Origin of the sequence: Nocardia carnea (assembly GCF_029868855.1) — a bacterium.
Classification (GTDB): Bacteria; Actinomycetota; Actinomycetes; order Mycobacteriales; family Mycobacteriaceae; genus Nocardia; species Nocardia carnea_A.
Window position 1 is genome coordinate 1 of sequence record NZ_JARWOV010000061.1, and the last position, 1,419, is coordinate 1,419.

The 1,419-nt window shown below is 72.9% G+C and carries 1 protein-coding gene and 1 pseudogene; both read left to right on the forward strand.

Going from position 1 to position 1,419, the window contains the following annotated elements:
* Positions 1–898 (forward strand): PD-(D/E)XK nuclease family protein (locus QH195_RS05195; protein WP_280434501.1); only part of this gene is annotated, 898 nt, incomplete at its 5' end.
* Positions 895–1,419, forward strand: a pseudogene (locus QH195_RS05200) (exodeoxyribonuclease V subunit alpha); the annotation flags it as partial. The gene QH195_RS05195 and the pseudogene QH195_RS05200, both read left to right, overlap by 4 nt.

Genomic DNA, 1,419 nt, shown 5'->3' on the forward strand with positions numbered 1-1,419 from the left:
CCCCCCCCCCGCCCCCGGGCGGGGGGGGGCCCCCCCCCCCCTCGGGGGGCGCGCGCCCGCCCCCCCCCCCCCGGGGCCGGCGCCCCCCCCCCCGCCCGAACCCGGCCAGGGTGCCGCCTCGCTCATGAACGACCTGCCCTACGGTGCCGAATTCGGCACCCTGGTGCATGCGGTGCTGGAGCGGGTGAGTACCGATACCGCCGATCCGGCCGCCGAGGTCCGGGCCCGCTGCACCGAAGCGGTGGGCGAGATGCTGTCCGAGGCCGACCCGGATATGCTGGCGGAGGCACTGCTGGCCGTCCTGCGCACTCCGATCGGTTTCGGCGCCCTCGCCGATATCCCCGACCGGGACCGGTTGTGCGAACTCGAATTCGAGCTGCCTCTCGCGGGCGGTGACGCACCCGCCACCGTATCTGCCACCCTGCACCGGATCGCCGCGCTGGTGCGGTCCCGGCTCGCTCCCGGGGACGTATTCCACACCTACGCCGACGAACTCGGCCACCTCGACGACACCCCGTTGCGCGGATATCTTACCGGCAGTATCGATGCGGTCCTGCGCACACCGGACGGCCGTTTCGTCGTGGTCGACTACAAGACGAACCGGCTGGGCACCGGTGATCTCACCGTCGCGCACTACACCCGCGACCGGATGGCCGCCGAAATGATCCGCTCGCACTACCCGTTGCAGGCCCTGCTGTATTCGGTGGCATTGCACCGGTATCTGCGCTGGCGGCTGCCCGGCTACGACCCCGCGGTACATCTCGGCGGTATCCGCTACCTGTTCGTGCGCGGCATGATCGGACCGGAAACCCCGGAGGGCGCCGGGGTGTTCGACTGGACGCCGCCGCCCGCCCTGATCACCGAGATGTCCGAACTGCTGGCCGGAGGTGCGGCGTGATCCCGATCCGGGTGGCGCAGCGCGGGCGCGGGATACTGCGGGAATTCAACGAGGCCGGGGTGCTGTCGGCCGCGGACGTGCATGTGGCCGCCCGGCTGGGCCGGCTCGCGGGGGAGGACCGCGAACCGGTGCTGTTCGCGGCGGCGCTGGCGGTGCGCGCGGTGCGATCCGGATCGGTCTGCCTGGACTTGACCAGGATGCGGGATATCGGTGTGGATACCGACGACGAACATCCGGATCAGCTCGACCTCGCCGAATTGCCGTGGCCGGACGAGCAGTCGGTGATCGACGCGGTACGCGACAGCCCGCTCGTACGGGGTGGCCCGGCCGGACCGCTGCGCCCGCTGCGGCTCACCGAACCGGCCCGGCCGGGTGTCGGCCCGCTGCTCTACCTGGACCGCTACTACCGGCAGGAACAAACCATCCGCCAGGTGCTGACCGCGCGGGGGGCCCGGCCACCCGCCCCCCCCCCCCCCCGGGGGTGGGGCCCACGCCGAACGCGGGTAGGCCCCCCCGGCGCG